This window comes from Candidatus Poriferisocius sp., assembly GCF_965208355.1.
Taxonomy (GTDB): Bacteria; Actinomycetota; Acidimicrobiia; order Acidimicrobiales; family Bin134; genus Poriferisocius.
In genome coordinates this window covers 1,797,441-1,818,992 of sequence record NZ_CBDBOM010000003.1, presented here as the reverse complement: position 1 = coordinate 1,818,992, position 21,552 = coordinate 1,797,441, and the positions used below count along the sequence as shown (strand labels likewise).

Here is a 21,552-nt window from a genome sequence, read left to right as displayed (position 1 = left end):
AACGTCACCGCAGTAGGCGCCTGCTCAGCCGCAGCACGCGAAGGTGGAGAGTAGGCGTGACTCACCCGTTCGCTGGCGTGGTCCTTTGCGCCGGGTTCAACACAACCCAAGCCCGCAAGCTTGAGGGACACACCTCGGTCTCGATCGCCCTGGAGGCGGCCGTCGGTGCGCTCACCGTAGCGGGTGTCGAGGCGGCCGAGGTGGATGGCGTATTTGGCGACGTCGCACCGCATGTGGTGTTCGAGTTCGGGCTCGGCCCTGTCCTCGTCAGGCGTGAGCTCGCCGGCATCGGCACCGTTGCCGCTGCGGCTGCTGCGATCGGCGCCGGATTGGTCGACGTCACCCTCGTCGTCGCTGGCGATGCCGATGTCTATCGCGATCGTTCCGCCACGGCACCGTGGACAAGACCGGCACACGAATTCGTGGAGCCATTCGGGCTGTACACCGCGGTCGAGTTCGCCTTGACCGCTCGCCGCCACATGGAAATGTTCGGTACCAAACCAGAGCACTTGGCAACCGTCGCGGCCACCATTCGCAACAACGGGCACGTCAACCCGGACGCCGTATACAGCGGGCGCGGGCCCTTCACCGCTGACGACGTGCTCGCCTCGCCGATGGTCGCAGAGCCGTTCCACGTCCTCGACTGCGCAATGACGTCGGAGGGAGGCTCGGCGCTAGTCATGATGCGCGCCGACCGTGTCTCCGACCTGGACCACCCGGCCGTCTACATCCACGGGGTGAGCGGCGACACACTAGGACCGGGCTACCACACCGGACCGGCGTGGGACCTACGTGGCTGGAATGGCGATGACACGCCCAACGGGTGGCTCGGCGCACGCGCCGCCAATCGAGCCTTCGCCCAGGCGGGCCTCAGGCCTGCCGACGTCGCGGTCGCCGAGCTCTACGACGCGTTTTCGTTCGAGGTGATACGCCAGCTCGAGGCGTTTGGATTCTGTCGTCCGGGCGAGGCTGTCGACTTCGTCATGAGTGGCGAAATCGGTGCTGGCGGCTCGCTGCCGGTCGCCACGGACGGCGGTCTGATGTCGTACAGCCACCCCGGCAGCAGTCAAATGCTGCAGCGAGTGGTGCGAGCGATGCACCAGATCCAGGGGTCGTGCCGCAGCAATCAGGTTGACAACGTCGACATCGCCTTAGCAGCCAACGCTGGCGCCGGGGCCTTGAGCTGCGAGGTAATGATCCTTGGCGGGCACCGACCATGAGCGCGTTAGCACCCCAACTCGGCGAGATCCCATCGCCTCGGGCCTCCGCCGTTTCGCAACCGTTCTGGGACGGCTGTGCCCGCCGCGTACTGCTCTACCAGCGTTGCGCGGCGTGCGGTCTCGCAATGGGCCACCCGGCCACGCGGTGCCGCCGCTGCCACGCGCCGGACCCCGAGTGGACGCGCAGCGAGGGTGCGGGAATGGTCTACAGCTGGTCGACGGTGTGGCATCCGCAATCCTCCGTATTCACCACACCGTATACCGCGGTGATCGTTGAGCTGGACGAGGGTTTCCTGCTCACGAGCAGCATGGTCGGATGCGACACCGACGACGTCGTGTGTGGACTGCGCGTCAACGTCGTCTTTCACCGGATCACCGACGGGGCGCTGTTGCCCTACTTCGAGCCGGCATGAGCATGCGCATCCTCACGAACGTTCGGGCACTCGATTTCTCCACAGGGGTCACGGGGCCTTACGCGACCAAGCTACTGGCCGACGCCGGCGCCGACGTAGTAAAAGTCGAGACGTCGGGCGGTGACCCGTTGCGGCGTCGTGGTGTCACCGCCGATTCCGACCGCGACGGGGCTTTGTTCCGTTTCCTCCATCAGGGCAAGCGGGCGATCGTCGCCGACGACCTGACTGCGCCGGACATCGACAGTTTGGTCGCCGACGCCGAACTAGTGGTTGTCGACACGGCCATGGCATCTGATCGGGTGGACGACTGGCGCCGGCGGTTCCCTGATCTGGTGGTGCTGTCGATCTCGCCGTTCGGGCGCACGGGGCCGTGGGTGGATCGGCCAGCCTCAGATTTCGTGCTACAGGCTGAGAGCGGATCGTTGGCGACCCGGGGCCGGCTCGATCGACCGCCGGTGCAAGTGGCGGGCCGCGTGTTCGACTGGGTGGCCGGGGTGTACGGAGCGGTCGCTGCGTTGGCAGCTGTGCGACGCACTCAGCATGGCGGCGGCGGCGAGGTGATCGATCTGTCGATGCTAGAGACCGGCACGTTCGCCGGGACCCGCTTCGCCCAGGTCGAGTACGCGCTGGCCGGGCGCCCGCCAATCGATCGGCCGCCGCGGACGATCGAAGCTCCCTCAATTGAGCCGACTGCCGACGGCTGGGTGGGCTTCAACACCAACACCCGCGACCAGTTCGACAACTTTCTGGTGTTGATCGAGCGCGGCGACCTACTCGGCGATGACGACTGGGCAAGTTCGGTCACGCGCTCTCGTCGTCTCGACGAATGGAATGCGTTCGTACACCCCTGGACGGCACGGCAGACCGCTGCTGAGATCATCGAACCTGCGTCCCTATTGCGCATTCCTGTTGCTCCTGTGCACAACGGGGCCACCGTCCTTGACAACGATCATTTTCGTAGCCGCGCGGCGTTCGTCCGTTCCGTCTGCGGCACTTTCGACCATCCAGCGCCGCCGTACAAAGTCGACGGCAAGCGACCCACGGTGAGTGCACCGTCCCCGTCGCACGGGGAACACAACGGCAGGGTAGCGCTACGCGGTGTCCGCCGCCCGGAGCCCGCAGCCCGGCCTGAGTTGCCGCTGGCCGGTCTTCGCGTTCTCGATGTCACATCGTGGTGGGCAGGCCCGTCGAGTGCGCAGCTGCTTGGCTACCTCGGCGCTGAGGTGATCCACGTCGAAGCTGCCGAGCGCCTCGACGGCGCTCGAACAGCCGTGCGAACCGCGACGATTGAGCTGGCCGACCTCCCCCAATGGTGGGAGCGCAGCCCGCTGTTCCTGACCACCAATGTGGGCAAGCGCGGGGTAGCGGTCAACCTAGCAACGGATGGGGGGCAACGCTTGCTCGATCGGCTCGTCCTCGCGTCCGATGTCCTCATCGAGAACTTCTCGCCGCGCGTGTTTGAGAATTTCGGCTTGAGTTGGTCGCGGCTCAGCGCGTTGAACGAGCGGCTGATCATGGTGCGCATGCCCGCGTTCGGCCTGGACGGGCCGTGGCGCAACAACGTCGGGTTCGCCCAGACCATGGAACAGGCCACCGGCATGTCGTGGATCACCGGGTATCCGGACGAAAGCCCGCAGAACCCACGCGGCCCGTGCGACCCGCTCGCCGGCGGCCACGCTGCGTTCGCTGCGTTGGTAGGCCTGTACCAGCGCGAGGAGACTGGCAAGGGGTGCCTGGTCGAAGCGACGATGGTCGAAGCGGCGTTGAATGCGGCCGCCGAATCTATCGTCGTTCACAGCGCCTACGGCCGCGTCACCGAGCGTGACGGCAACCGTTCACCCGATGCTGCCCCACAGGGCCTGTACGCCTGCCGCGGCAACGAGCGTTGGCTAGCCCTGTCGATCGAGACCGACGCACAGTGGGGTGCGTTCGTCAACGCCCTCGACCGCCCAGCATGGACCGAGCACGAGGAACTGGCGACCGCCGTCGGTCGGCGTGCTCGCCACGATGTGCTTGACGAGCACATCATGGCGTGGGCGGCGACGGTCGACGTCGAGTCGGCCGTAGAGATGCTGACCGCCTGCGGCGTTCCTGCCGGGGTTGTGCGCGACCCGCGACTGATGGCCGAACATCCGCAACTCCGGGCGCGGCAACACTTCGAGGAGCTTGAGCATCCCCTCGGTGGGCGGTATCCGGTCGGCACGCTGCCGTTTCGCTTCGCCTCGGTCGACCGGTGGTCCCGCGCCAGGGCGCCGATGCTCGGCGAGCACAACGCTGAGGTGCTCGGCGACGTTCTGGGGCTCGATGCTGATTCGATCGCCGCGCTTACAGCCGACGACGTGATCGGCGACTGGCCGCGAGGCGTTCCCCGTCCCGGTCAGGAGACCACAACGATGCGATCCAATGAAAGGGATAGCACATGATCGATACCAAGGATTGGCTGATCTCCGTCGACGACCACGTCGTCGAGCCGCCCGATCTATGGGTGGAGCGCGCTCCTGCGGCGATGCGCGACCGGGTGCCGCGGGTCGAGCGGATCGACGGCTATGACACGTGGCTGTACGACGGCAAACAGATCGTGCTTCCCGGTCTAATCGCCGCGATCGGCAGGCCAACCGAGGAGATCGACCCACTGCCAGTGAATTACGACCAGATGATCCCCGCGTGCTACGACCTCGACGCCCGTGTCGACGCGATGAACACCGACCGGGTCCTGGCGTCAGTGGTGTTCCCGAGCTTCCCGCGGTTCTGCGGTCAGACGTTCCTCGAAGCAGCTGACAAGGACGTGGCGCTCACGTGCCTGCAGATCTACAACGACTGGATGCTCGACGAGTGGTCGGGCGCCGCGCCCGGCCGATTCATCCCGCTGATCCTTACACCGATGTGGGACACTGCTCTCTGCGTTGCGGAGATTGAGCGTTGCGCAGCGAAGGGAGCGAAAGCGATCGCTTTTAGCGAGAACCCGTACCGGCTGGGTCTGCCGTCGATCCACAGTGCCGATTCGCACTGGTGCCCCGTGTTCGCGGCGGCCAACGACACAGGTATGCCGTTGTGCATCCACCTCGGTTCGTCGTCGCACGTGCCCGAGACGTCACCGGATCAGCCCTTTTCCGTGCACGGCGTGATGACGAATCTGAACCTTGCCGCGCCGATGGTCGACTGGCTCTTCTCAGGTTTCCTACAGCAGTTCCCCAACCTGAAGGTGGTGCTCTCCGAAGGCCAGATTGGCTGGATCCCGTACGTGCTCGAACGTGCGGCCTATATGTCGAACGAGTACCACTACCTCGTCGAGAACGACTACCGGCCGAGCCCCACGCGTCCCTCGCAGATGGTGGCGCATCCCGCCCGGCCGGGCACGTTCCCCGATGATCCGGTGGCGCTCTTTCGCGACCACATCTTCGGCTGCTTCATCGAGGACCAGTTCGGAGCGCGCAACCTCGACGCTATCGGCTTCGACAACGTCATGGTCGAAACTGACTTCCCGCACGGCGACAGCCGTTGGCCCAACTCCGCCGAAGTGGTACACCAGATGCTCGCCGGCTACTCCGACGAGGAGCGCCACAAGGTGTTGCAGGGAAACGCTATGCGCGTGTTCAACTTCGAGCCAGCGATCATCGAGTAAACGCTGAGGTCGGGTGGCCGCTGCACCCGTTGTGCGGCCCGGTGCGGAACGGCTTGTAGTCCGGCGTCGAATTGGCTCAGCTTCTGTCGGACGCGACTGCAGCCCATGCCCGCACGTACTCTTCGTGGTCGGCCTCGACGTCAAGGTCGAGAGCACCACAGAAGCGCACGATGCAGCAATACCACGACGCTAGGAGCACGAGCTCGACGAGTTCGACGGTGTCGAACAATTCGGCGCAGCGGTCGAACACTTGAGTGGGGACGTCCGGCCCGGCGATGAGGGCGTCCGTCATCGCGAGCGCTGCACGCTCACGGTCCGAAAACAGGCCGCTCAGTTGCCATGTAGGAAGCGCGTCCAGCTGCTCTTGGCTCACACCCACGGCCAGCGACACCGGCTCGTGATGGGCGAGTTCGTACGCCGATCCTGTCTGCTCTGCGATCCGCATCACCACGAGTTCCATCGTGACGCGACCGATCGAGAGATCGCCGCCGTCCTCGCCGATGGGCATTGCGTACCCGAGACCGCTGAACGCCTCGAGCAGGGAGGGACGGTGCGCGAGGACGCGGTAGATATCCAGGACGGCATACCCGCGTTCGCGAGAGCCAGCATCGATCTGCTGCAGGACCGGAATGTCTGCGTCGGGCGGTACGAGTGGCACACGAGTCATCTTGGATCCTCCTGATTGGGGTTGTTACAGACGTGCAACCTGGACTTAGACGCGGCTGCACAGTAGCGCGTCACCTGCAACGAGGAGCGGCAAGACTGCCTCCCGACACGAGACGACCCGTCCAGATGCATGGCTCGCGCCGAACGGTTACTCGGATTATAACCCGCGCCTGCACAAATAGACAAATTATGCTATGATGTCGCAACTGTCCCGATACGTAGGAGTACGAGCCACGGATAGTCCAAGCCAGCGACGATGTCCTGAATGGAGGGCTGTTCTAGGTTGCTTTGAGGGAGCAGATTGACGGCCAAAGGAGGGCCAGCGAAGTGGAGAAGGCACCCTTCAAGATCCAAGTGCCGGGGGAACAACTCGAGGATTTAGCGAGGAGGCTGGCCGCCACGACCTGGTCTCACGAGTATGCGAACGAAGACTGGCGCTACGGTGTCAGCGGGACCTACCTGCGGGAGTTGGTCGACTACTGGCAGAACCACTACGACTGGCGCTCTGTCGAGCGCACTATGAATCGCTATTCCCACTACCGCGCGACTCTCAGCGGGATTCCGATCCACTTCATCCACGAGCCGGGGAAGGGCCCGGCGCCCCGCCCACTGATCCTCAGCCACGGGTGGCCGATGACCTTCTGGGACATGTCTCGGTTGATCGGTCCTCTCACCGATCCCGCTGCTTACGGCGCAGACCCGAACGAATCCTTCGACGTCATCGTCCCTTCGCTGCCAGGATTCGGCTTCTCCTCCCCGCTGACCAGGCCCGGTGTCAACTTCTGGGAAACCGCCGACTTGTGGGTTGAGCTGATGAACGGGCTGGGGTATAGGCGATTCTTCGCTCATGGGGGAGACTGGGGTTCGCTGATCACGAGTCAGCTCGGGCATCGGTACCCGCAGCAGGTCATCGCGATCCACCAGACGTCAGCGCCTGCTCTCGATCGGCACTGCAACAGTCCGACGCCGTGGCAGGTCGACTTGCGCCGCGCCGCGGTCCACGTCGCCACCTCAATGATCGACCCCCAGACCCTGGCCTGGGCGATGCACGACTCGCCGGTCGGAATGCTCGCCTGGCTACTGGAGCGGCGTCGGAGCTGGAGTGACTGCGACGGCGATGTCGAGGCGTGCTTCTCGAAGGACGACCTGCTCACCGGGGTAATGATCTACTGGCTCACGGACACGTTCGTTACGTCCATCCGTTACTACTACGAGGCCAATGCCAACCCATGGACGCCCGATCGCGTCGAATGGCCGGTGGTGCCCGTACCGACCGGTCTGACGTTCTTCGAACATGAGAATGTGTGGACGCAGCCCTACCACGAGCGGTACTACAATCTCGTCTACAGCAGGAACGCCCGCCAGGGCGGGCACTTTGGGGCCTGGGAGCAGGCGGAGATCGTCGTCGAGGACATTCGAACGACGTTTCGAGATCGGTGACGGGGCTGCGATGATCCCGATTGTGACGGGCTTCCCAATGCCCCTAAGTTCGTCGATATGAGCTTTGATACCACGATTGCCCGTGACGGCGTGACGTTGCGCGGGCCCGCTCGCCTGCCGGTCCAGATGCTGGCCGAACAGAACTTCCAGGGTCAGCTCGGAACCCATGACGAGGCGGTGGCGGCCAAGCTCGGACTTGCTGGCGCACCTACCGAGCCGGCGCGGAAGTCTTGTGTCCTTGATGTTCGAGATGATCCGCGACGTTTGACCAGTGATCGGTGTAGCGCTTTTCCACCTCTTTCGAGTTCGCATGGCCCCGCCCCACGTTCGCAATCCTGCAAAGCACCCTTGTAGCCCGAATCAATTTTGGTCGTGAAACTACTCTTCAAGAGTCACCTAACCCCCCCCTGGAGCGATGACACCCATGTCCACCCGTCCGATTTCGCCTGACTTTCCGTTCGATTCCAAATACGCAGCTGTGCATGGGAGCAAGATCCACTACATCGACGAGGGCGAGGGGGGTCCCATTCTGTTTCTGCACGGAAACCCCACCTCCAACTACCTATGGCGCAATGTGATTCCGCACCTTGATGGCCAAGGTCGGTGTATCGCTCCAGATCTGATCGGGATGGGGAAGTCCGACAAACCTGACATCCAGTACGGCTTCATGGACTCCTATCGCTACCTCCGCGGTTTCATCGAGGAGCTCGGCCTGAAGGATCTGACTCTGGTCGTGCACGACTGGGGCTCTGGCCTCGGCTTTCACTACGCGACCGAGAATCCGGGGAACGTGAAAGCGATTGCGTTCATGGAGTCGTTGCACGATGTACCGCCCGTGAAGGAACTTCCCTTGAGCGTCCGGATCGGGACCGCGTTCATCAGGAACGACCTCTTCGGGAAGTTCATAGTCGGACATCTCAACCTCTTGATCAAGAAGATGCTCCCCTCCCTTATCGAGAGAGATCTCACTAAGGAGGAACTGGCGGTCTACGCCGCGCCATACCCGACGAAGGAGAGTCGACGCCCCCTCTGGGTATGGCCGCAGGAGGTGCCCTACGATGCCGAGGGAGGAACCCCCGTGGGCGACGCTTTCGTTGCCTGGCGCGACTGGCTATCGACGTCCAAGATCCCCAAGCTGTGTCTCTACACAACCCCCGGCGCCGGCATCAAGGAGAGAGAAGCCCAGAAGGTACGCGAGACGTTCGTCAACACCGACGTCGTCCATGTCGGTGAGGGTTCTCACTTCATCCAGGAGGACTGCCCGCATGAGATCGGGGAAGCATTGTCGGATTGGTATGCGAGAGTCAACTGAGGTGGAGGGAGTCGGGCGCATCTCCGTGACTGGTGCCACGCACGTCGACGACCATCGCCGCTACCGCACCGCGGTTGCAATCCTCGGCACGAGGCCAACTAACCAGGAGCAGATCCGATGACCATTCAGACGAGATTCACCGAAATGTTCGAAGTCGAGCACCCGGTCGTCCAGGGCGGCATGCAGTGGGTGGGCTACGCCGAGATGGTTGCCCCGGTCGCCAACGCCGGTGCGCTCGGCTTCTTGACCGCGCTGACCCAGCCCACGCCGGAGGATCTCGCCAGGGAGATCGCTCGCACGAAGGAGATGACCGACAAGCCGTTCGGCGTCAACCTCACGATCCTGCCGGCGATCAAACCGCCACCGTATGCGGAGTACCGCGAGGCGATCATCGAAGGCGACATCCAAATCGTCGAGACCGCAGGCTACAAGCCCCAAGAGCACGTCGATCACTTCAAGGAGCACGGCATCAAAGTCATCCATAAGTGCACGGCGGTCCGACACGCCCTGTCGGCTGAACGCATGGGAGTCGATGCCATCTCGATCGACGGGTTCGAGTGCGCGGGCCACCCCGGCGAAGACGACATCCCCGGCCTCGTGTTGATTCCCGCTGCGGCCAACAAGGTGTCGATTCCCATGATCGCCTCGGGTGGTTTCGGCGATGGCCGCGGCCTAGCTGCGGCGCTTGCGCTCGGTGCCGACGGCATCAACATGGGGACCCGCTTCTGTGTCACCGAGGAGGCGCCGATCCACGACGCGTTCAAGCAGCGCATGGTCGAGAACGACGAGCGCCAGACCAAGCTCATCTTCCGCACACTCCACAACACCGCGCGGGTCATGAAGAACGACGTGAGCTCCGAGGTCGTCGAGATCGAATCGAAGGGCGACGCCGAGTTCAGCGACGTCCAGCATCTGGTGGCCGGTCGCCGTGGTCAGAAGGCTATGAAGGACGGCGACCCCGACGGTGGTATCTGGTCGGCTGGTCTCGTGCAGGGCCTGATCGACGACATCCCGACAGTGCAGGAACTCGTCGATCGCATCGTGGCCGACGCGGAAGCGATCATCACTGCCCGGCTAAGCGGGATGGTCAGTTAGGGTGAACCCTAGGGACGTTGTTTAGCTTGGGGCCGTCCTTGAGGATCGAGGGTTCCACACGCTCTGGTTGCCGGAGCACACGAACACTCCCACCAGCCGCACGCTGGCCCCGACTGGTGACCCCATCCCGGACGTGATCAAGCGGCTGTATGACCCGTTCGTTGCGCTGGCGCACGCGGCGGCAGCGACGAAGACGCTGCGGGTGGGGACCGGCATCTGTCTTGTGGCGCAGCGTGATCCGATTGTGCTCGCGAAGGAGGTGGCGACGATCGATCATCTCAGCGGAGGCCGTTTCACCTTTGGCGTTGGCTATGGATGGAACCTCGACGAGGCGCGCCAGCACGGCGTCGAGGGGCCGACCCGGCGCGACGTTGTTCGCGAACGGTGTCTAGCCATGTGCCAAATCTGGACCGAGGACGTCGCCGAGTTCAAGGGGGACTACCTCCAGATCGAACCGACCGAGATATGGCCCAAGCCTCTCCAGCAGCCCTACCCGCCCATCATTGTCGGAGCGGCAGCTGGCCCGTCGACCTTTGACCACATCATCGAGTTCGGCGACGGGTGGATGCCCCAAGACAGCCGTGGCCCCGGTGGGCTCGATTCTTCTTCCGAAGAACTGAAGCGGCGCGCGGAGCAGGCCGGTCGCGATCCCGCTGGCATCGACGTGATCACGATGAGTTCTCCGCCCGACCCGAGCCATATCGAGTGGCTCGAAAGTCTCGGCGTCGGGGGCGTCATCTTCGCGCTGCCCCCTGCTGGACGAGACGAGGTCTTGCCACTCCTCGATGCCATGGTGCACGACTGCACGGACCACTTCTGAGTTCCGATGCGAGGCCACGGTAAAGATTCGGAACGGTCAACCAATTGGGAGTATCTACGATGACTCGTGTTCCGCCCGACGTTGACAAGCCAGCGGAGAACCAGCCGTGGAAACTGTCCGCTGACACCGCCAGGGCGGGCATTTCGGGGCCTGGGAGCAGGCGGAGATTGTCGTCGAGGACATTCGCAGGACGTTTCGAGGTCGGTGACGGGGCTGCGATGATCCCGATTGTGACGGGCTTCCCAATGCCCCTAAGTTCGTCGATATGAGCTTTGATACCGCCGTTGCCCGTGACGGCGTGACGTTGCGCGGGCCCGCTCGCCTGCCGGTCCAGATGCTGGCCGAACAGAACTTCCAGGGTCAGCTCGGAACCCATGACGAGGCGGTGGCGGCCAAGCTTGGACTTGCTGGCGCACCTATCGAGGGAACCACCCACTTCAGCCAGATCGACCCGTTGGCGTTCGAGCTCTGGGGGCGTCGGTGGTTCGAGTCCGGGTGTATCAGCTCGCACTTCATGACGATGGTGTTTGAGGGCGAGTCCGTCGTCGCCTCGCTGACCGACCTTGGTGGTGACCGCGCCGAGATCTCGGCCGAGAAGGGGGACGGCGCACCGGTGTTGGAGGGAACGGCGTCGGTCGATCCCGCCGCGCCGACTGCGCTGCAGGCTCGCCTTGCGCGGCAGCGAGAGAGTGACGTCGACGAACTCTTCATCATCGATCGCATTCAGGTGGGTGATCGGGTGACGGTGGAGGGGGAGTCCATCGATATGACGACATCGAACGGCGAGGGCTATCCATTTTCACTGCGCGAGAAGCTCGACCGGATCACTGAACCGAGCCCCTGGTACACTTCAGCCGCGAACCCGTGGGGGCGGCCGATCGTCCCGTTCGAGATGTACAGCGTGCTCACCAACAAGAGTGGCGGCGCCCGCGGTGTGCGTCGACCCTCCAGCGGTCTGTTCATCGACCTGGAGGTCAGAGCAGTGGACGGTCCCCTGTTCGTCGGCGAACCCTATGTGGTGGAGAAAGAGGTGCTCTGCATCGGCCAGAGTCGACGGGTCGAGTCGTACTGGACCGAGTCTCGGGTGATCGCACCGGAGACCGGTAGACACGTGGCGACGGTCTTGCTCCACCAGGGCGTGTTCAAGGCGAGCTATCCGGACTACCCGACAGGTCCTTAGTCAGCCGGCGACGGTCCGATGGGTTTGGTTCTGGAGAACACCCAGGCGTGAGGTGTGGCATCCTCATTGCGTGTCCGATGACCTGCCGCTGCCGAACGTATCCCACGACCTGACCGGCGAGGTCGCGCTCATCACGGGCGCGACGTCCGGCATCGGGCATCGGTTCGCCCGCGTCCTCGCCGCCGCCGGGGCGAAGGTCATCGGCGCGGGACGAAGACGAGAGCGGCTCGACGAACTCGTGTCCCTGATCGAAGCCGACGGCGGGACTGCAGTCGGGGTGGCGATCGACATGACCGACACCGACTCGATCATCGGCGGCTTCACCGAAGCGGAGGCCGCCTTCGGCACGATCACCATCCTCGTCAACAACGCCGGTGTGCCCGATGCCCAGCGGGCACACAAGATGGACGTCGACCTGATCGACCGCGTGGTCGACACGAACCTCCGTGGCCCGTACGTGCTGTCGGTCGAGCACGCAAAACGCTTGATCGCCGAAAAGCGGCCCGGTCGTCAGATCAACATCTCGTCGATGACCGGCTACGGCTACGACGGCCATGGCGCTGCGTTGTATTCGATCACCAAGGCCGGCATCACGCGCATGACCGAAGTGCTGGCGGTCGAGTGGTCTCGCAACCACATCAACGTGAACGGCATCGCTCCGCGCGCCTTCCACTCGGAGATGATGAACGGGATGCTCGAGCGCATCGGCGACTTCTCCGGCCGCATGCCGCGAAAGCGGCTGGGTGTGGCCGCCCAGCTCGACTCGACGCTGCTCTACCTCTGCTCACCGGCTTCTGATGCGGTCACCGGCACGGTGATCAAGGTCGACGACGGCCAGATGCCGCGCTGAGTGTCAACTGGGGTTGGACCCCAGTTGACACTCAACTGCGGGGAACGTCCTTCCAGGCGATGCCCTTGAACGGGTCGGGCTCACGCGGGAGCCCGAGGACCCGCTCGCCGACGATGTTGCGCTGGATCTCCGACGTGCCGCCTTCGATCGAGTTGCCGCGCGTGCGGAGGAACTGCTCGATCCAGTCGGCTGCGTCGGCGTCGCCGGACTCCCACGCAAGCGCGTCGGCGCCGAGGATCTCCATCGCCAACTCTTGCAGCTGTTGGTTGCCTGTCGCCTTGGCGATCTTGGTGATCGAGCCCTGTGGCCCTTGGAAGCGCCGGGTGTTCTGACCGAGTGTCCAGCTGTCCGCATGCGCTCGGGCGAGGCGCTGACGCACTGCGGCTTCGCTTGCAACGCCGCCGCTTTGGGCGCGTGTCAGAATCTCGGCCAGCGGCTTGCCGCCGAGGATCTCGTCGCCCGCCCTGCGCTTCTTTTTCGACCCCGACAGCGCGTGTCGCTCGGCGCCGAGCGTCGTCATCGCTGCCGCCCAGCCCTCGCCGATCGGGCTGATGCGGCACCGGTCGGGCACCCGGACGTCGGTCATGAAGACCTCGTTGAACTCGACCTGCCCAGCCATGTTGACGAGCGACCGAACCTCGACGCCGTCAGCCCGCATGTCGAGTCCGAAGTACGTGATGCCCTTGTGCTTCGGGGCGTCGGGGTCGGTACGGGCGATCAGCATCGCCATCTCCGACTGGTGACCGAACGTGGTCCAGACCTTCTGGCCGTTGACGACCCACTCGTCGCCGTCACGAACTGCGGTTGTGGCAAGGGAGGCCAAGTCGGAACCGGCACCCGGTTCGGAGAACAGCTGGCACCAGCGCTCCTCGCCGGTCGCGAGTGGCGGGAGCAGCCGTCGTTTCGTCTCGTCGCTAGACCACTCGAGGATCGTTGGTGCGGCGAGCGGCATGCCTGACCCGCGTGGCGTTCGCGGGATCTCCCAGGTGTCGAGCAGCCGATAGACTGCCTCCGCCTCGTTCCGGGGGAGCCCTCGGCCGCCGGCGTCGTCGGGAAAGTGCGGGGCGGTCCATCCGGCCTCGCCGAGGGCACGGACGATGGCAGGGTTGTCTGTACCGGCTTTTGCCGAGACCAAGCGCTCCTCGTCGCCGTGACGGGCAGCGTCGAGCCAGTCGGCGGGCACGAGCGACTCGACGAGTGTGACGAGCTCCGAGCGACCGGGGAATTCGTCCACGGGGCTCACCGGCCCAGCGCTCCGCTCATCCGCTCGGCTGAGTCCTCCGGCATGCCAAACGGCAGGGACCGTTCGTGAAGGAGTGCGTCCGTGCGGCTCATGTCGTCGTGCGCGGCGATGAGCTGATTCACCCGCCGGTTGGTGCCCGGAGAGTTGGTAGCGATCTCTGCTGCCAGCGCAGCGACGGTCGCCGCCAACTCCTCATCGGGTACCGCCCGATCGACGAGGCCGATCTCGGCGGCTTCGACACCCGAGATGCGACGGCTTGTGTACATCAGCTCCTTTGCCCGCTGCCGGCCGATGCGTTCGGGCAGGCGGACCGACATCCCCCAGATCGGCACGAGCCCCCACTGGCCGTGCGTGTCGCCGAGCTTGGTGGAGTCGGCGGCGACCAGGAACTCGCAACCGAGTGCGAGTTCGAGACCTCCGGTGAAACAGTGGCCGTGGAGTTGGGCGATCGTCGGCTGCGGGAGTCGTTCGAGTGCATCCACCGTCTCCGGCTCGAAGTACTTCGAGGGCGCCCGCTCGCCAGTGGCGATCGAGCTGAGGTCGTGACCGGCGCAGAACGACCGGCCCGCACCACGTAGGACAACGCAGCGGACCGAGTCGTCGGCAGCTATCGCATCGAGATGATCACGCAGCGCGACGAACACACCAGGTGTCAAGGCGTTGAGCTTGTGAGGACGGTTGAGGGTGAGTGTCGTCACCTCGTCTGTGTCGTCGCGCAGAACCAGATCGAGGCCCGTCATGTTGCCATCCTACATCTCGGTGTCACCGGGTCGAACAGACGACGAACTAGACGTAGCCGGTGATGAGGCGTTCGAGCTGGCGTTGGTGGCCGTCCGTCCGTCGATGAGGAGGTTGGGTCCAGTGCCGTGCGATTCGTTGGCGGTGCCTCGTGCCCGAGTGCGCCGTCTCGGCTGCAGAGCGGAACGACCTTCTCGACCGGCTGCGTGAAGTGGCCATCAACCAGGCACGCCGTGCCGGCGACCTTCCCGCCACGCCGAGTCCGCTGTCGAGGATCCGCACCTAGTCACCGTCGATCGGGTTCTTGTAGTGGTCCAGGTAGGTGATCTCTGACACCGGGCGCCGTTCGACCGCCGTGAAATCGGTTCCGAGGGTGTAGGCCACCGGCAGCAACCCAGCTTGGTTGATGTGATCGGGTATTCCCAATAGATCAGCGGCCTCCTCTTCGAACTGGAGGTGCAAGGTCGTGTAGCAGCTACCAAGGCCTCGACTTCGCAGCGCAAGTTGGAAGCTCCATACGGCCGGCAAGATCGAACCGAGCAGTCCAGCAGCGAACGTGGTGATGTTGTTTGCACCTCCGAGCCGAGGTGAGTCGAGTCGACCGATAATCAGCGGAATCACGAGGACTGGGACCCTCTCGAGGTTCTGAGCAAGGTAGTTGGCCGAATCGATCGCGCGATGCGCAGCCGTCCCCTTCTCGGCTTCGTCGGCTGCGACTGCGAGGTAGTCACCGCCGCCGCGGCGATAGAGGTCGGCCAGCGCGTCCTTGCGCTCCTGATTGCGTACGACCATCCACCGCCACCCCTGCCGGTTGTTGCCGGAGGGTGCCTGGACGGCCAGTTGCAGGCAGTCGAGCAATACGTCGGTCGGGACATCGCGATCGAGGTCGAGCCGCTTACGAACCGAACGTGTAGTCGAGAGCAGCGCATCGGTCTGAGAGAGGTCGAACTCCATACGCCCACTCTCTCACGATGGGCTACGCGTCCTCAATGAGGAAGATGAGGCTGGCAAGCTGGCCAACGGCCAGATCGCCCTCGTGATCGGCACGATCCGCGGCGGTCGATGAGATGGCCGGAAAGAGCAGAGCCCGTCGCGATTCGTCGACACGCTTGCCGAGCGTGCGCCGGTTGTCCCGGAACCGATCGCCGCAGTGTCCGTTGATGTCGAGGCGTCGCGCGCGATGGAGGCTACCGAAGAGATCGAACGCGGTCCCTACCCCGCTGCGTTCACCGCCACGTCTGGGTAGCGCCCGGCCTCGCTACCGACCCTTCCGCTGCGGTGGGCGCTTCTCCTGGAATGCGGTCATCCCCTCGGTGAATTCCTGGGCTGACGAGTCGCGCAGAATCAGCAGCGTCATTCCCCGGATCGGGTCGGTCGTGCTCGCGGGCGATGTGGCTACTATGAAGACGACCTTCGTCGGTGGCCACAAAGCCGTCCCGATCCGCCATACCCTCACCCCGGCTTTGCCATGGAGACCGCCATGGCCTTCGAAATCGATGCACTACCTGACCAAGAGGGACGCGTCGCCCTGATCACTGGATCAAACACCGGCCTCGGTTTCCACAACGCCCACGACCTGGCGGCCAAGGGCGCAAAGGTGGTGATGGCGTGCCGCAGCGAGGAACGTGCCCGCGGCGCGATGGAGCGGATCGGCGCCGAAGTTCCGAACGCCGACCTGGAGTTCCTCGCAGCCGACCTCAGCTCACTCGAGGCGGTGCGGAGCGCAGTGGCCGAGTTCCGGGCGAATCACGACAGTCTGGATCTGTTGATCAACAACGCTGGCATCGGGATCGCGCCCTACGCCAAGACGGCTGACGGATTCGAGCGCCAGATGGCCGCCAACTACTGGGGCCACTTCCTGCTGACCATGTCGCTGATCGACGTGATGCCGGACAGCGCCCACTCCCGGGTGGTTGCTGTCAGCAGCCTCGCCCACAAGCAGGGTGCAAAGGAGATCCGCTTCGACGACATCCACTGGGAGCAGAAGTACAGCAGCGTGGGTGCGTACCGACAGAGCAAGTTGGCCTGCCTGATGTTCACGCTGGAGCTGGACCACCGCCTCAGGGCCGCCGGGAAGTCGATCTTGTCCGTGGGCTCGCACCCTGGCGTCTCCGAGACCGAGCTCGGGCGGAGTCTGCCCAAGGTCGTCAAGTTGTTGACCCGGTACGTGGTGGGGCCGTTGATCTCCCACGACCCCGACAAGGCGTCGCTGCCCACGCTCTTGGCCGCCATCGGTCCGGACGTTGAAGGCGGCGACTACTACGGCCCGCAGAACAAGGGCGAGACGCGGGGCGATCCGGGCGAGGCGGGCATCCACCAGTGCGCGCAGGACGAAGAGGCCGCCACACGGCTGTGGGAGCTTTCGGTCGAGCTGGCCGGCGCCGACCTGCCCTTCTGAGGGACAGCCGAATGAGCGTCGAACTGATGAGGCCGAGCTCGGCCATGATCCGAGCCACCCGCTTCTTCGACACACGGATGCCGTTGCGCAGAAACAGGTGTCTCAGCCGCACGTGTCGATCGCCCTTGCACGCCTTCCCCAGCTGCGGGTCGTTGATCTCGAAGGTGGTCACTCGATCTGTGGAGAAGGCCGACTGATTCGACGGGCGGTGGTCGAAGTGATTGCCCGGGCCGGGGCGGATCAGTCCGAATAGGGGAAGTCGTTGAGGTAGTGCAGGTATTCGTCCTCGACGTCGATCTCGAATGTCTTCAGGAACCGGGTGACGGCGTTGTAGTAGCTGACGGCGAGCGTGAACTCGACCATCTGCTCGCCGTCGAGATGGCGGTGCAGCGCGGCGAAGGTGTCGGCTGCCATGGCCCCGTCGAGCGTGATCTCGTCGGCCGCCCGCAGCACGAGCTCTTCGATCTCGCCGAGTCCGGCGGCTCCGGGTCCCTTGGCCACCGCGCGGACATCGGCCTCGGACATGCCGAACTGCATGCCGAGCTCGATGTGATGGGTGTACTCGTAGTCCGCCCGAGCCAGGACGCCCACCCGTAGGATCGCCATCTCGCGCAGGCGCGCGTCGAGCGTGCTGCTAGAGCGGATCCAGCCGCCCAGACGGTTAAAGGCGCGGGCGCCGCCTGGGGCGTACGCGGTGATCTTCACCAGGTTGATGTCCCGCTCGACGAGGTCCCGGTCGTCGGGGTCGAGGTCATCGGGTGTGAGATAGGGGAGTCGGGCCACGTCTAAGCATCGCACAGCGAGGCTTCGAGACCTCAGGTGGCGACATCGTCGAGCACCGATTCGCGTTCCGGTGGGTGTCCTTGGACTTCGCCTCGCACGTCTTGACACCCTTGTCCGGCAAGCAGGCCCTCGCAGCCCAGGCCCAAGTCCTACATCGCAACCCGCCGGGCGAACGAGTCGCCGATCATCGACATGGAGGAGACCAGGGCTACCCCCGGATGGGGGTCGGCATCGCTACCGACCCCTCCACTGAGGTGGGCGCTTCTCGCGGAACGCAGTCATCCCCTCGGTGAAGTCCTGGGCTGAAAAGTCGACAGCAGCGGCGAGGAACTCTGCACTCAACCCCGTCTCTAGGCTGCCATCGACACCTCGCCGCAGGACCTCCTTGATGAGCATCGTCGCCGATGGCGAACATGAAAGAATCTCGTCAGCGAGGTCGAAAGCGCCGGCGAGCCAATCGTCTGCGAGCCGGTTCACCAGGCCGACCTCGAGCGCCTGTTGGCCTGAGATCCTGCGCCCTGTCAGCAGCAGCTCCGCGGCGACGCCCGGCCCGACCAAGCGGGCAAGCCTCTGGGTCCCGCCTCCCGCAGGAATCGCTCCGACCCGGGCCTCGGTCAGGCCGAGCTGAGCGTCGGGCGATGCGACGCGCAGGTCACATGCGAGCGCTGTCTCCAGGCCGCCGCCCAAGCAGTAGCCGGAAATCGCGGCGATAGTAGGCTGAGGCACGTTCGACAGGATCGAAAAGAACTCGCTGCCCGGTCGATTGAGCCGCCAGAACGACATGGGATCAGCCGGAGCCTCATTGTCGCCGCTGATGTCCGCTCCCGCCGAGAATGCTCGATCGTCGCCGGCGATAACCATCACAAAGATGTCCGACCGCAGCCGGATCGACTCACAGATCGACCGAAGCTCTGAGCGCATGAGATCGTTCATAGCGTTCAGAACCTTGGGCCTCGCGAGTTCAACAACGGCGACGTGTCCCTCCTCCCTGTATCGGATGGTCTCGTAGTCTGCCGGTTGGTGCTCGGTCACGGCCGCGCATCGTACTGATCTCTCGAACGGTGGTCAACAGATGCACAACCTGTGTGCATCGATTTCTCTCGTCTGGACCGCCAAGAGTGAGACCAGGGCCGCATGCATGAGCCGGAGATTTGAACGTTTACGCTGAATGTGTCAATCTGACAGACCTCCGGATTCGACGAGGGGTCGCAGCCCGCGGACGACCACCGCCTGATGGGAACCACCAGCGTTGCCCGGAATGAGGAGTAGCAGTGTGACGGAACCGTCGTCAACGAGACCATCAAATGGCCTGCTTGACCTTGCAGGCAAGGTCTGCATGGTGACAGGCGCAGGCCAAGGCATCGGCCGCGAAGTCGCGCTGACCGTCGCACGGCATGGGGCGGGCGGCGTTGTCGTGAATGACTTCTTCACCGAACGCGCCGAGGCGGTGGCCGCCGAGGTCGAGTCGCTCGCCGTGCCGGCACTTGCTGCGCAGGCCGACGTCTCGGACTACTCAGCCGTCGAGGCGATGGTCGACGAGACACTCGAGCGCTTTGGGCGCCTCGACGTGGTTGTCAACAACGCTGGCAACATGGGGCCGGACCCCGACTCCGTATTGTACGATGTGTTCTGGAAGACACCGCCCGACATGTGGGACAAGTGGATCGGGGTGAACTTCCACGGTGTCCTCAATTGCGCACATGCTGCGCTGGGGCCGATGATCGACAAAGGAGAGGGCGGCCGAATCATCACCGTGATCTCCGAGGCGGCACGCTTCGGCGATCCAAGGTTCGCGGTGTATGCAGGTGCCAAGGCTGGTGCCGCCGGGTTCATGCGGTCTATTGCCCGGGAGGCAGCCCGGTACGGCATCACGGCGAACAATGTCTCGATCGGGGGAACGAAGACCCCCACGGTTGCGCCGGACCCTGAAACGGAAGCCAAGGTGATCAAGGCGTACCCGTTGCGCCGAATGGGGGAACCCGCAGACGTTGCCAACATGGTGCTGTTTCTCGCGTCGGACGCCTCATCATGGATCACCGGCCAAACCTATCCGGTCAATGGCGGCTTCACGTTCAACCTGTGATGACTCGCGACACGCGAAGGAGGTGTTGGAGTGACCGAATCCCGACCCGAGTTCATCATCGAAGGGCGCTTCGAGATCGACCCATCCGGTGAGACGGTGACCTTACTCGGATCGCGCTGTACCTCCTGCGGTGCTCTACAGCACCCACGGCGCGAGAGATGTTTCTCTTGCTTTGACAGCGCGCTTCAGGACTGCTCCCTCGGATCGGAGGCCACGGTGTGGAGCCGCAGCGTGGAGCGCCTTGGTCTCGTTGTAGGCAAGCCTTTCGGCGTGTGCTGGGCCGAGGTGGCGGAAGGCGTGATGGTTCAGGCCATCTTGGACGGCGACGTCGACGACCTGCCGGGAATCGGCGAGCGCGTCGTGGCTGTGCCCTTCACCCTTCCCGAGAGCGAGATCGGCGGTCCCTACACCACGTTTGCATTCCGATCGAAGACGGAGGGCGGCACGTGAGTCAGCGCGATGTCTATGTGATCGGTGTGGGAATGGTTCCCTTCGGGCGGTTCCCTGAGATTCCGGCGGCATTGCACGGCGCGCGGGCTGGTGCCCAGGCGCTGGACGACGCCGGAGTCGACTGGCAAGACATCTCGACGATGTACTGCGGGGCGTCCATGACCGGAGGGTTCGTTGCGAGCCGGGTCGGTCATCTCCTCGGACTGAATGAGTCTGAGCAGGTCACGGTGGACAATGCTTCGGCGAGCGGCTCGTCAGCCTTCCGACAGGCAGTCCTGGCCGTAGGCGAAGGCCGCACCGACGTTGCTCTCGCCGTGGGTTGCGGCAAGATGGATCGAGCGATGTTCTTCGGCGCCGGTCCCGACCCCCTCGAGCAACGGATCGCAGTCGCCGACGCTCAATTGTCCGCAGCGATACGCTTCGCGCTCATCGCCCAGCGCAGGATGCACGACGAAGGTCTCGACGAGGAGGTTTTCCACCGCATCACAGTGAAGAGCCACCGCCACGCGTCGCTGAACCCCAATGCGCAATACCGAAAGGAAGTAACCCTGGAGCAGGTACTGGAGTCGCGACTCATCGCCGACCCCATTCACCTACTCGAATGCACGCCAACCGGGGACGGGGGAGCGGCCGCGGTCGTTGCGACTCGGGAGGTCGCCGAGCGTCTGGGCCGGCATCCGCGGGTACGGGTGATGGCATCGCAGTTCAGATCCGCGCCCGAGACAGACCACCCGTTCTACGAGTACGAGCTGACGAAGCGAACCGCAAGTGACGCATACGAAGACGCAGGGATCGGTCCGAGCGACCTCGACCTGTGTCAAGTTCACGACGCGTTCAGTTCCGAAGAGCTGGAGTATTACGAAGCGTTAGGTGTTTGCGACCCCGGTGAGGGTGGCCGGCTCGTAATGGATGGCGACGTCGAGCTTGGGGGTCGAATTCCTTTCAATACCGACGGCGGGCTGGTTTCTCGCGGTCATCCGCTCGGGCCCACCGGCCTGGCGCAAATCTGGGAGACGACCCTGCAGCTTCGAGGTCAAGCGGGTCCGCGCCAGATCGACGGTGCGAGGTTTGGTCTGGCGCAGATGATCGGAGCGGGCGGTGTGTGCGTTATCCACATCTTGGGACGCGACTGAGGAGACCTCTTCCACTGTGAGAGCCGCCCAGAGGTCAGCGTCGCCTGTCGTATCGTGCTGGCGAGGACCAAACGTGGTTCGTCGTCGGTTCTCGACGAACCGAGCG

19 protein-coding genes and 1 pseudogene are annotated in these 21,552 nt (G+C 64.3%); 14 read left to right on the top strand and 6 right to left on the bottom strand.

Annotated elements, in window-relative coordinates:
• Positions 1 to 56: 56 nt before the first annotated feature.
• From ACOGXH_RS09710 to ACOGXH_RS09695, 4 genes are read left to right on the top strand one after another with little or no spacing between them, the layout of a single operon-like run.
• Positions 57 to 1,220 carry a thiolase family protein gene (locus ACOGXH_RS09710; protein ID WP_419928904.1) on the top strand — a complete coding sequence of 388 codons (1,164 nt, stop codon included), beginning with the start codon at positions 57 to 59 and terminating at the stop codon, positions 1,218 to 1,220.
• Entirely contained in the window at positions 1,217 to 1,633 is a 417-nt protein-coding gene (locus ACOGXH_RS09705) for a Zn-ribbon domain-containing OB-fold protein (RefSeq protein ID WP_419928903.1), read from the top strand. Before ACOGXH_RS09710 ends, ACOGXH_RS09705 begins: the two co-directional genes overlap by 4 nt.
• On the top strand, positions 1,630 to 4,056 hold the full coding sequence (locus tag ACOGXH_RS09700; RefSeq protein ID WP_419928902.1) for a CaiB/BaiF CoA transferase family protein: 2,427 nt from the start codon (positions 1,630 to 1,632) through the stop codon (positions 4,054 to 4,056). The genes ACOGXH_RS09705 and ACOGXH_RS09700 overlap by 4 nt, the downstream gene beginning before the upstream one ends.
• Entirely contained in the window at positions 4,053 to 5,255 is a 1,203-nt protein-coding gene (locus ACOGXH_RS09695; RefSeq protein ID WP_419928901.1) for an amidohydrolase family protein, read from the top strand. The genes ACOGXH_RS09700 and ACOGXH_RS09695 overlap by 4 nt, the downstream gene beginning before the upstream one ends.
• Positions 5,256 to 5,331: 76 nt before the next feature.
• Here ACOGXH_RS09695 and ACOGXH_RS09690 read toward each other — a convergent pair whose 3' ends face one another.
• The gene (locus tag ACOGXH_RS09690) at positions 5,332 to 5,922 is read right to left on the bottom strand and encodes a carboxymuconolactone decarboxylase family protein (protein ID WP_419928900.1); all 591 of its coding nucleotides are present in this window, start codon (positions 5,920 to 5,922) and stop codon (positions 5,332 to 5,334) included.
• Positions 5,923 to 6,248: 326 nt separating this feature from the next.
• Between ACOGXH_RS09690 and ACOGXH_RS09685 the strand changes: the two genes are divergently transcribed.
• The 6 genes and pseudogenes from ACOGXH_RS09685 (at position 6,249) to ACOGXH_RS09660 (ending at position 12,618) form a co-directional block, all read left to right on the top strand.
• Entirely contained in the window at positions 6,249 to 7,361 is a 1,113-nt protein-coding gene (locus ACOGXH_RS09685) for an epoxide hydrolase family protein (RefSeq protein ID WP_419928899.1), read from the top strand.
• 424 nt (positions 7,362 to 7,785) lie between these two features.
• Complete coding sequence (locus ACOGXH_RS09680) at positions 7,786 to 8,673, top strand: haloalkane dehalogenase (protein ID WP_419928898.1); 888 nt, start codon at positions 7,786 to 7,788, stop codon at positions 8,671 to 8,673.
• Between the two features lie 117 nt (positions 8,674 to 8,790).
• A complete protein-coding gene (locus ACOGXH_RS09675) occupies positions 8,791 to 9,768 on the top strand; it encodes an NAD(P)H-dependent flavin oxidoreductase (RefSeq protein WP_419928897.1) in 978 nt (325 codons plus the stop codon).
• A 40-nt stretch (positions 9,769 to 9,808) separates the two neighbouring features.
• A pseudogene (locus ACOGXH_RS09670) lies at positions 9,809 to 10,588 on the top strand (TIGR03619 family F420-dependent LLM class oxidoreductase); the annotation flags it as partial.
• A gap of 265 nt (positions 10,589 to 10,853) precedes the next feature.
• A complete protein-coding gene (locus ACOGXH_RS09665; RefSeq protein WP_419928896.1) occupies positions 10,854 to 11,768 on the top strand; it encodes a hypothetical protein in 915 nt (304 codons plus the stop codon).
• Between the two features lie 70 nt (positions 11,769 to 11,838).
• Complete coding sequence (locus ACOGXH_RS09660) at positions 11,839 to 12,618, top strand: SDR family NAD(P)-dependent oxidoreductase (RefSeq protein WP_419928895.1); 780 nt, start codon at positions 11,839 to 11,841, stop codon at positions 12,616 to 12,618.
• A 31-nt stretch (positions 12,619 to 12,649) separates the two neighbouring features.
• Here ACOGXH_RS09660 and ACOGXH_RS09655 read toward each other — a convergent pair whose 3' ends face one another.
• From ACOGXH_RS09655 to ACOGXH_RS09645, 3 genes are all read right to left on the bottom strand, one after another.
• Positions 12,650 to 13,852, bottom strand: coding sequence for an acyl-CoA dehydrogenase family protein (locus tag ACOGXH_RS09655; protein WP_419928894.1), 1,203 nt, complete (start codon positions 13,850 to 13,852; stop codon positions 12,650 to 12,652).
• Positions 13,853 to 13,857: 5 nt separating this feature from the next.
• Positions 13,858 to 14,601 (bottom strand): enoyl-CoA hydratase/isomerase family protein, encoded by a 744-nt coding sequence (locus ACOGXH_RS09650; RefSeq protein ID WP_419928893.1) that lies wholly within the window; start codon positions 14,599 to 14,601, stop codon positions 13,858 to 13,860.
• Between the two features lie 280 nt (positions 14,602 to 14,881).
• The gene (locus tag ACOGXH_RS09645; RefSeq protein ID WP_419928892.1) at positions 14,882 to 15,553 is read right to left on the bottom strand and encodes a nitroreductase family protein; all 672 of its coding nucleotides are present in this window, start codon (positions 15,551 to 15,553) and stop codon (positions 14,882 to 14,884) included.
• Positions 15,554 to 16,067: 514 nt separating this feature from the next.
• On the opposite strand from ACOGXH_RS09645, the gene ACOGXH_RS09640 reads away from it, so the two are divergent.
• Positions 16,068 to 16,997, top strand: a complete 930-nt coding sequence (locus ACOGXH_RS09640; RefSeq protein ID WP_419928891.1) for an oxidoreductase — start codon at positions 16,068 to 16,070, stop codon at positions 16,995 to 16,997.
• 240 nt (positions 16,998 to 17,237) lie between these two features.
• Here ACOGXH_RS09640 and ACOGXH_RS09635 read toward each other — a convergent pair whose 3' ends face one another.
• Both ACOGXH_RS09635 and ACOGXH_RS09630 read right to left on the bottom strand, forming a co-directional pair.
• Entirely contained in the window at positions 17,238 to 17,780 is a 543-nt protein-coding gene (locus ACOGXH_RS09635; RefSeq protein ID WP_419928890.1) for a carboxymuconolactone decarboxylase family protein, read from the bottom strand.
• 234 nt (positions 17,781 to 18,014) lie between these two features.
• On the bottom strand, positions 18,015 to 18,812 hold the full coding sequence (locus ACOGXH_RS09630) for an enoyl-CoA hydratase/isomerase family protein (protein WP_419928889.1): 798 nt from the start codon (positions 18,810 to 18,812) through the stop codon (positions 18,015 to 18,017).
• Positions 18,813 to 19,053: 241 nt separating this feature from the next.
• Between ACOGXH_RS09630 and ACOGXH_RS09625 the strand changes: the two genes are divergently transcribed.
• From ACOGXH_RS09625 to ACOGXH_RS09615, 3 genes are read left to right on the top strand one after another with little or no spacing between them, the layout of a single operon-like run.
• A complete protein-coding gene (locus ACOGXH_RS09625) occupies positions 19,054 to 19,863 on the top strand; it encodes an SDR family NAD(P)-dependent oxidoreductase (RefSeq protein WP_419928888.1) in 810 nt (269 codons plus the stop codon).
• A gap of 30 nt (positions 19,864 to 19,893) precedes the next feature.
• Positions 19,894 to 20,313: a Zn-ribbon domain-containing OB-fold protein gene (locus tag ACOGXH_RS09620; RefSeq protein WP_419928887.1), complete on the top strand. Its 420-nt coding sequence runs from the start codon at positions 19,894 to 19,896 to the stop codon at positions 20,311 to 20,313.
• Positions 20,310 to 21,446, top strand: a complete 1,137-nt coding sequence (locus tag ACOGXH_RS09615) for a thiolase family protein (protein ID WP_419928886.1) — start codon at positions 20,310 to 20,312, stop codon at positions 21,444 to 21,446. The genes ACOGXH_RS09620 and ACOGXH_RS09615 overlap by 4 nt, the downstream gene beginning before the upstream one ends.
• Positions 21,447 to 21,552 lie beyond the last annotated feature (106 nt).

Coding starts and splice junctions, on each gene's coding strand:
- ACOGXH_RS09705 (WP_419928903.1), top strand. CDS start 1,217: ATGAGCGCGTTAGCACCCCAACTCGGCGAGATCCCATCGCCTCGGGCC.
- ACOGXH_RS09700 (WP_419928902.1), top strand. CDS start 1,630: ATGAGCATGCGCATCCTCACGAACGTTCGGGCACTCGATTTCTCCACA.
- ACOGXH_RS09695 (WP_419928901.1), top strand. CDS start 4,053: ATGATCGATACCAAGGATTGGCTGATCTCCGTCGACGACCACGTCGTC.
- ACOGXH_RS09690 (WP_419928900.1), bottom strand. CDS start 5,922: ATGACTCGTGTGCCACTCGTACCGCCCGACGCAGACATTCCGGTCCTG.
- ACOGXH_RS09680 (WP_419928898.1), top strand. CDS start 7,786: ATGTCCACCCGTCCGATTTCGCCTGACTTTCCGTTCGATTCCAAATAC.
- ACOGXH_RS09675 (WP_419928897.1), top strand. CDS start 8,791: ATGACCATTCAGACGAGATTCACCGAAATGTTCGAAGTCGAGCACCCG.
- ACOGXH_RS09665 (WP_419928896.1), top strand. CDS start 10,854: ATGAGCTTTGATACCGCCGTTGCCCGTGACGGCGTGACGTTGCGCGGG.
- ACOGXH_RS09650 (WP_419928893.1), bottom strand. CDS start 14,601: ATGACGGGCCTCGATCTGGTTCTGCGCGACGACACAGACGAGGTGACG.
- ACOGXH_RS09645 (WP_419928892.1), bottom strand. CDS start 15,553: ATGGAGTTCGACCTCTCTCAGACCGATGCGCTGCTCTCGACTACACGT.
- ACOGXH_RS09640 (WP_419928891.1), top strand. CDS start 16,068: ATGGAGACCGCCATGGCCTTCGAAATCGATGCACTACCTGACCAAGAG.